This is a genomic window from Deltaproteobacteria bacterium (genome assembly GCA_019308995.1).
In the GTDB taxonomy this organism is placed as follows: Bacteria; Desulfobacterota; Desulfarculia; order Adiutricales; family JAFDHD01; genus JAFDHD01.
This window is the reverse complement of record JAFDHD010000122.1, coordinates 1-8,561: the sequence shown is the minus strand read 5'-3', so window position 1 is coordinate 8,561 and position 8,561 is coordinate 1. Positions and strand designations below refer to the sequence as shown.

Sequence of the window (8,561 nt, the reverse complement as noted above, 5' to 3'; positions counted from 1 at the left end):
GATAAACCGGTCGAGATAAGGCCGGCCGGGTCTAAAAAAATTATCATACCGTTCAAACATATAGAACTCGCCCTCCTTGAACTGGACAAACTTGAACGGCCCCGATCCGACTGGTTTTTTATTGGCCGGGTGCCTGCGGATTCTCCGTCCATCACCGTAAACATGTTTGGGGAGAACAGGCAGGAGCGGAGGAGAAAGGCACATTAACAGGGCTGGATGAGGTTTGCTCAACTTGAACACAGCGGTGTGCGGGTCAGGCGTCTCCACGCGGTCCACCGCCGAGAACATGGCCTTCCCGAAGGGGTGGTTCTTTTTAACCACTCCGAACGAAAAAGCAACGTCTTCGGAAGTGATGGGCTTGCCATCGTGAAAAGAGGCGTTCTCGACCAGGTGGAAGGTAAAAGTGAGACCGCCATCGGACACCTCCCAGCTTTTAGCGAGATACGGGACCGGCCGCCACCTGTCGTCGAACTCCAGCAGGGACGCAAAAAGCTGCGCGGCTGGCGTGGCGGTGGCCAGCCCTGATTGTACGGCTGAGTTGAAGTGTCTCGGGAAGCTCGGATCACCTGCGATAAGATCGCCGCCTCTTTTGGGTGTGTCTGCATATCCAATGTTAACAATCATCAAGGTAACAACAAGTAACAGCATGAACCCACCCCAGATTTTAAAGATGGTTTTCATAAGTCCCTCCTTGTCTTTAAAATGGTTATTGCCAGGGCCCCTCTTTAGCTCCCCCCTGGGTAGCCTTGGATTAAGGGCCGCATAAATATAAGCGGTTTATCGTTAAGTGAAAACCTTCTCCCCTGACCATGACCAGAGGTCTGCTTATTCCACAAAAGCGTCCGCTTCTGCAAGGGCCTTATCCATGATGGAGACGCCTTCGTTGATCTCATCCTGCTTGACGATCAGGGCCGGCGCCATGGCAATGACGTTCGACGGGTTGGCCGCCATGGCGATCATCCCCAGTTCGACCAGCTTTTGCGCCACGGCCAGCTTGGGATTCATACCCGGTGTTATCTTTGCCTTGAGAGGAACCAGCGGCTCCCTGGTCTTACGGTTTTTCACAAGTTCAAGACCCACGAAAAGCCCCAGTCCACGCACATCCCCAATACAAGGATGCTTATCTTTGAGCTCCAAAGCCCTTTCAAGGAGGTACTTTCCCATCTTCTCCGAGTTCTCAATCAGTCCGTCCTCCTGGTACACCTGGATGACCCTCACGGCTGTGGCGCATGCAAGCGCGTGACCCGCATAAGTAGCCCCATGACTGAAAAACTGCTCTTTGAACCGGTCGCCAATGCGCCGCCTCACGATAGTCGCGCCCAGCGGGACATATCCGCAGGTGATTCCTTTAGCCATGGACATGATGTCAGGGACAACCCCCCAGTGATCCATGGCAAACCACCTCCCAGTACGCCCAAACCCACTCATGACCTCATCGGCAATCATCAAAATTCCCCATTTGTCGCAGACCTGTCTCAAGGTCGGAAAATATTCATCCGGAGGCAAGATGATGCCATTGGCCCCTGTAACAGGCTCAAAGATGATACCAGCCACCTTTTCACTCCCACCCTCAAGTTCGATGACCTCGTCAATGTATTTAACGCACCTGAGGTCGCATTCGGGGTATTTCTGGCCGAACATGCAGCGATAACAGTATGGCTGGGGAACTGAGACCCATTCCGTCCCGCCAAGGGTTTGGGCCCAATTTCGAGGGTCCCCCGCGGAAAGGGTCATGGCCGCTGCGGTGGCGCCATGATAAGACCGGTAGCGCGCCAGTATCTTTCGACGTCCGGTATACTGGTGGCAAATTTTAACAGCCGCCTCGTTCGCTTCTGTGCCACCGAGGGTGAGGAAGCTGCGTGAAAGGTCGCCGGGGGTAACCTCGGCTAGAATTCTGGCTAGAAGGGCCCTGGGCCTGGTCGAGAAGACAGGGGCGAAGGAGCAGAGGGTTTTGGCCTGCTCACACACGGCGTCCACGACGCGCCGGTCCTGATGGCCGATGCTATGGCTTACAAAGCAGGAGCTGAAATCCAGGAATTCCCGGCCATCCTCGTCCGTAAAGCGCAACCCCTTGGCCGACACGACCCTCTTGGGAGCGGCGCCGGGCTGAAAAGACCAGGAGTGAAAAACGTGATCCACTTCATATTGATCCAGGTCTGCTTTTGTGGCTGGCATATTTTTTAAATCGATCATTTCTAACTCCTTACAGTTTTTTCATTTATTTTCTTCTGAATATTCGCGTTCAAAGGGTTGAAGGCTTTACTCCAAACGCCGGAACAAACCAGTCGACAAATCTGGCAGCCCACACATTTCTCTTGATCGAAGATAATATGCCTCATCACACTTTCTCACAAAGAGTAACAATTACAACAGGAAAAATTTTAAGATCGAGCAGGCCAAGGCTCATGGAAGCGATGAACCTGTTTTTTACCAATCTAAAGACTCCACCTTCTCGTCCAGATATTTAGCCAGACCCTCAATGTGCTGTCTCATTTGCTTCTCCGCTAAATCCGGATTTTTATTCTCAATGGCTTTGATGATATTTAGATGCTCCTTCAGGGTGTTGCGGTGACGTTCGTCATAAGCGGCCGTGCGGAAACGAATCCACCGAATCTGGTTGTTAAGGTTATTCGCCAGCTCTATTAATTTCCCATGTTGGCATGTCTGGAGTACAAGTTCGTGAAATTTGATATTGGCCTCGGAATACTTCAGAGATTGGTTTTTCACGGTCGAGGGCTTGAAGGATGAAAATAATTTTTTCATCTTCTCAATATCTTTTTCAGTCACGTATTCCGTGGCCAAACGAACAGCCATCCCCTCCAGGACCGCGCGGACCAGTAGTATCTCGATGACCTCCTGTTTGGATAGTTTAACGATGTAAACCCCTTTCCGAGGCACGACCTTAAGGAATCCCTCGGACACCAGGCGGTGGATGGCTTCTCTCAACGGGGTGCGGCTCACCCCCAAGCTCGTAGCCAGGACCCTTTCATCAAGACGCCCATTGTTTGGTAATTCAGAAAAGTCCATATTCAACAAACTTTCCTTAAGCGCCTCATAGGCCATTTCCCCGAGACTGGCCGGAGCTTCTATTTGATTGATTTTCAATCCCAATTCATTCATTTGACCTGGCTTATCCATAACTACCCTGCATTTTTATTTCATTTATTGTATGCCCAACAATATATTTCAATGGCTGTTAAACATGATGTATCCAGCCGGATGATGGAAGTGTAGCCTTAAGTGATTTTTTGAAAACAGTAAGGGTCCATGTCTCTAAGGAACTATCCAAAAGCTTCACGCAACTTTAACCGCTGAATTTTTCCTGAGGGGCCTTTAGGAAGCTCATCGAAAAATTTAATCTTTTTAGGAGTCTTAAACTCACCAAGGTGCTTGAGACAATGGTTCCGCAGCTCCTCTTCGGTTATATTAATTCCTGGCTTTGAAACCACGCAGGCCATGATTTCCTCCCCATAATCTTTATCCGGAATGCCAACCGCCGCAGCGTCCAGCACCGCGGGATGTTGATAAAGAACAGTGTCTATTTCCTTAGGGGCAACATTTTCCCCGGCTTTAATTATAAGTTCTTTAATCCTACCGGTAACAAAAACGAATCCGTCCTCATCCATGCGGCCCAAATCGCCTGTGTGAAGCCATCCATTCGGTTCGATAGCTTTTGCGGTCGGACCTGGGTCTTTATAGTACCCTTTCATGACATTATCACCCCGAACCATGATCTCACCCTCGGCGCCTCGCGACACCTCACGACCGGCCTTATCAACTATCTTGACCTCGTTTCCGACAGCGATTCCAGGAGAGCCATATTTCCTCTTGGAAGGATCAATGGGATTGGAAAAAACCGGGGCAGCCGTCTCAGTCAAACCCATGGTCTCAATAATGGGTATCTTGAATTTTTCCTCAAAGCTCTTTTGGAGCGCGGGAGGCAACGGAGAGGAAGCCGAGCGGCCAAAGCGGATTTGGTCGAGGTTCAGGCTTCTCCCCTTTACAGTGGCACCATGATAAAGATAGGAAATAATCGTGGGCACGATGCTGAACCATGTACAGTGGTATTTTGAGATTAGCTCCCAGAAGTTGGATCTGCTGAATTTGTGCGGCATGACCACACTACCTCCACTCAACAGAGGCGCGATTACCGTAACCACTTCACCGTTAATATGATAGAGAGGCAAGGAACAAAGCGCCCTGTCTTCAGGCGTCAGCTGGTGGGCCATCATTGTGTTGCGCCCTCCGGCAACCAGGTTTTTATGAGAAAGAACCGAACCTTTAGGCAACCCGGTTGTACCGGAAGTATAGAGCAATAAGGCCTCATCCTCCGCGGTGACTTCCGGAAGAGTAAAATCGGGCAAGCCTAGAGGTGAATCAAAAAGAGCTTCCGCATCGTTATCAATTTCAATCAAGGCAATTTCCCTCTTAACCTTGCCTGCTGCTGAGTCAAGTTTGCTTTTTTGATCCCGGGTGAAAAAAACTATTTTGGTGTCCGAATGCTCAAGCACATACCTGAGCATGGAAGGTTGAGCCATTAAATTGATGGGCGCGATAACGAAACCGGAATACATGGAACCCAGAAAGATTTTGACTGCCTGGCGCCCATTAGTCATCATGAAAGAGACCTTATCGCCCTTCAACAGGCCCAGGTTCATGAGCTGCTTCCCAAAACTCGTACAAGCCTCCTTCAATTGCCCGTATGTCAAGGTTAAGCCAGGTTCAGGGGCGATCATAAAAGCCTTGTTCGGCTCTAGTTTCGCTTTGCCATCAATAATATTTCTGATAGTACGCATGTGAGTCGCTTTCAGCACTTCCTCTTTCATCCAGGCCTAGTTTTACTTCTCAGCAAGTGGATCAACCCGTGTAGTCATATCCAATCTGAAAGGCTTCTTTATTTTGCTCATGGAATTTTGGGATAATCCCTAAAAGGCTTTGAAGAACAAGGTCTTTGTCTAATTCAGCGATAAGCCTGGCGATAAATCCAAGGACCACCGAATTGGCAAAAAGCGCATTATCAAAGTTTTTAATAGAAAGGTCCTTGGCCGGAAGCGCCTGCTGGGAACAAGGCAGGCCTTGATCTATTTCATCCACAAACGCAGGATCATAAAGAATGACGCTGTGATCTGGGACCGTATCTTTAAATCGTTTATAGGCCGCGCTGGATAAAGCCACAAAGTAGTCCGGAGATTCACACATCGGGCTGTCAATGAGATTTTTTGATATCACTACCTGGCTCCTGACGTATCCGCCGCGCATCTCTGTACCGTGGCTTTTGAGCATACTTACGTGCAGCCCTTGCTTGACGGCTGTTTCTCCGATTATCTGGCCAAGCCTGACCACTCCCTGTCCGCCAAACCCGCTGGCCACTATTTCAATTCTATCTTTCATATGCTTCCCGTCCTCCTGATTTTTTCGACTGTCTCATGGACCAACTGAGAGAACTCAGGCCGCGTGTTACTGGCATCGTGCCATATGCCGGTAGCCCAGATGGTACTCTCCTTTTCTTGGCCTAAAGGCGCGGCATGCTCTTTAAACCACCGGTAGATGTTTACCGGATCCCTGGACCCGAGTTCCCTTGAAGCAAAATTGGTGGGGCAGGGAAAAGGCATGTGGATGAGAGAGAACCCTCGATTTTGAATTCCCTTTTTTACGCTTGCCACAGCCCATGCTCCATCCATGGGCACGTGGCGGGCGAGAAAGGTCGCGCCGGCTCCTTTGAGGATCTTCATAACGTCCATCCCGCTGCTCATTAAGTTCTGCTCAAACATGCCATAGGGACTGCTGTCCGTCTTACTTCCCTGGGGCGTGGTCCAGCCATACTGTCCGCCGGTTGATTGATACCCGAGGTTATCATTGACAATGACCGTCATATCAGTATTCGATCGAGCGGCATGGATGAGGTGATTTAAGCCGATAGCAAAGGCGTCTCCGTCGCCCACTGTTAAAATGATTTTTTTCTCCGGTGGCAGAGCGATGCGGAGCCCCCTGGCAATGGCGTAGACCCGGCCATGGGTGCCCGCGAATCCATCGCCTTTCCAGGTGGCGAATGTCTGCCGGCCGGCACAGCCTATTGATGTGCCCCAAACAATATCAGCCACTTCAAGCCCGAGTTCGGCAATGGCCTGCACTACGATCTTATGGTTGATGCCCAGTCCGCAGCCGGTGCAGGCCGTACTGGGAATCTTACGGGAACGTAAATACTTGGATGTAAGTTCACTCGATTTGTATTGCATGACTACCAGGCCTCCAACACCCAGCCCTTGCGAGCAAGGGGCTCGTTTTTCAATATTTTCTCACAGGTCTCAATCAAATCCGCAATGGTGGGCAGATCTCCGCAGGTCCCTAAAAAATGAACCTTCGAATCATCGGGAGCCGCCCGCTGGACCTCGCGAACAAGTTCACCGTCCCAGTTAAGCTCCACCGCCAGGTACTTGGCCTTCTGGTTAAAAAGCTCATCCGGGAAAGGCCACAGATTGATTAAGCGCAGGGCCCCGACCTTCAGCCCCTGCTCTCTCGCTTTAGCCACTGCCGTGTTGACCACACGTGACGGTGTCCCATAGGACACCACTATGAGATCAGGATCATCACCCATGAATTTTTTTTCATTATGATGGCTGAAAAGCTCCCTGTGATTACGGACCTTGTAAATCAACCGAAAAGCATGTTTATGATGAGCCTCGACCTCCTCTATATCGTATCCCTCTTCAGTCGGTGTCCAGTCCGAGCATAAAGCGCCGGTATTATGGCCAAGGACCACGGGCGGGATATCAATCTCATCCGTGGCCGGATAGAAGTCAGGTCCTTGGTGTATCTTCCTGGGCCAGACTCTAAAGCCCATTTCCTTCATTTCATCCTCATTTTCAGGCACGCTGATGTCCTCGAAGCCGTCAGTAATGAGTTGATCCGCCAGCACGGTCACTGGCATGCGGAATCTTTCAGCCAAATAAAAGGCCTCAACGGTCATGGCCATGACTTCCTGAGCGGAATTGGGCGCCAGGCAGATGGATTCAAAATTCCCGCCTTGCGTGGGATAACGTGTCAGGTAAAACTCTCCTTGCCCCGGAGCTCCAGTAATGCCACTTACAGGGCCGACCCGGCCTGAATTAAGAATTACCAGCGGGGTTTCGCAGCCTAAAGCCCAGCCATAGGGGTCCGCATACAGGATGAAGCCGGGGCCGGACGTGGCCGTCATAGCCTTGTAACCGCCCAGGGAGGCGCCGATGCACATGTGCATAGCCGCGCACTCGTCCTCAGCCTGGAGATAGATACCGCCAACCTGCGGCAGGCGCTGGCTCATAGCCTCGGCCAATTCAGTGGCCGGCGTGATCGGATACCCCGCGAAGAACCTGCATCCGGCCAGAATCGCAGCTTCGGTGATCGCAAAATTTCCTGTTTCTAAATATCTTTTCATATTTGAATCCTCCTACCTTTCACGCGGTTACTTCTTGAACATCAATCGCAAAATCAGGACAGGCGAAAAAACACTTGAAGCAACCCACACACCAGTCCGCAGACTGGCACTCCATGGGACGATAACCCTTGGCGTTAAAGAAATCGGCAGGGGCAAAGACATCCACCCCGCAGACCTCCGCACAATAACCGCATTCTTTACAGTACTCCATGTTCAAAACAACCTCGAACTGACGCGCGTCACAGTCTAAACAACGGCTCGCTTCAGCCTCAATCTGCTCATCCGTCAGAGGCAATTCCACCTGATCAAAGCCGAAGACTCTTTCCCAAGGCTTCAAAAGAGCCATATCGTTTCGAGGCTGCGCTTCCCCAATGATCTCTGGCAAAAGAACCTCACCTTCAGGGCTAGCCAGAGTTTCAGTTATATCGCCGTCGCCGCCCAGATACTCATCAATGCTGATAGCAGCTCTCCTCCCCAGAGCTATGGCGGCGATTATTGACTCCGGGCCGCTCACCACATCCCCACCGGCAAAGACCCCGGGCTCACCCGTGGACAGGTCTTTTTCGTTGACCTCGATTCCTGCTTTATTGACCTTGATATCATCGCGCCCTTTTAGAAATCCAAGGTCCGCAGTCTGACCCACGGCCAGGATGATATGATGCGCCTCCTTCTTATAGGTAATCTCTTCATCATAGGTGGGGTTAAAGTTGCCGGCTTCATCAAAAACAGAAGTGCATTTTATCAGTCCGAGCCCGGTAGCGGTGTCCTCTCCGAAAATCTTCTTCGGCCCGTAGGAATTATAAATCAGCACTCCCTCTTCCTCGGCCCGGGCAATTTCCCATTTATGAGCAGGCATTTCTTCTCTGTTCTCCAGACAGAAGAGATGTACATTAACGGCTCCCATTCTCCCGGCCGTCAAAGCAACGTCAATAGCGACGTTTCCACCGCCGACCACAATAACATCCCCTTTGAAATCAAACGATTTTCCTTGTCCAACGTCCTGCAAAAAATCAAGGCCCCACAGGACGCCCCCTTTTTCAGCGCCCTCTAAGGCAATCTTTGCGCTCCCGTTGGCGCCGCTGGCCACAAAGATTACGTCATGATCATTTTTCAACTGATCCAGAGTGAGGTCTTTTCCAATGCTAGT

Annotated in this window: 9 protein-coding genes; all 9 read right to left on the bottom strand. The window is 50.8% G+C overall.

Going from position 1 to position 8,561, the window contains the following annotated elements; translation table 11 throughout:
* A partial coding sequence (locus tag JRI95_14805) for an ABC transporter substrate-binding protein (GenBank protein ID MBW2062812.1) occupies nucleotides 1-648 on the bottom strand: 648 nt, incomplete at its 3' end.
* 177 nt (nucleotides 649-825) lie between these two features.
* Nucleotides 826-2,193 carry an aminotransferase class III-fold pyridoxal phosphate-dependent enzyme gene (locus tag JRI95_14800; GenBank protein MBW2062811.1) on the bottom strand — a complete coding sequence of 456 codons (1,368 nt, stop codon included), beginning with the start codon at nucleotides 2,191-2,193 and terminating at the stop codon, nucleotides 826-828.
* A 2-nt stretch (nucleotides 2,194-2,195) separates the two neighbouring features.
* Nucleotides 2,196-2,339 (bottom strand): hypothetical protein, encoded by a 144-nt coding sequence (locus JRI95_14795; GenBank protein ID MBW2062810.1) that lies wholly within the window; start codon nucleotides 2,337-2,339, stop codon nucleotides 2,196-2,198.
* Between the two features lie 88 nt (nucleotides 2,340-2,427).
* Complete coding sequence (locus JRI95_14790) at nucleotides 2,428-3,138, bottom strand: GntR family transcriptional regulator (GenBank protein MBW2062809.1); 711 nt, start codon at nucleotides 3,136-3,138, stop codon at nucleotides 2,428-2,430.
* A gap of 143 nt (nucleotides 3,139-3,281) precedes the next feature.
* Entirely contained in the window at nucleotides 3,282-4,796 is a 1,515-nt protein-coding gene (locus JRI95_14785; protein ID MBW2062808.1) for an AMP-binding protein, read from the bottom strand.
* A 61-nt stretch (nucleotides 4,797-4,857) separates the two neighbouring features.
* Complete coding sequence (locus JRI95_14780) at nucleotides 4,858-5,391, bottom strand: 2-oxoacid:acceptor oxidoreductase family protein (GenBank protein ID MBW2062807.1); 534 nt, start codon at nucleotides 5,389-5,391, stop codon at nucleotides 4,858-4,860.
* Entirely contained in the window at nucleotides 5,388-6,236 is an 849-nt protein-coding gene (locus JRI95_14775; GenBank protein MBW2062806.1) for a 2-oxoglutarate ferredoxin oxidoreductase subunit beta, read from the bottom strand. Before JRI95_14775 ends, JRI95_14780 begins: the two co-directional genes overlap by 4 nt.
* Nucleotides 6,237-6,238: 2 nt before the next feature.
* Complete coding sequence (locus tag JRI95_14770; GenBank protein ID MBW2062805.1) at nucleotides 6,239-7,414, bottom strand: 2-oxoglutarate ferredoxin oxidoreductase subunit alpha; 1,176 nt, start codon at nucleotides 7,412-7,414, stop codon at nucleotides 6,239-6,241.
* A 19-nt stretch (nucleotides 7,415-7,433) separates the two neighbouring features.
* Nucleotides 7,434-8,561 (bottom strand): FAD-dependent oxidoreductase (locus JRI95_14765; GenBank protein MBW2062804.1); only part of this gene is annotated, 1,128 nt, incomplete at its 5' end.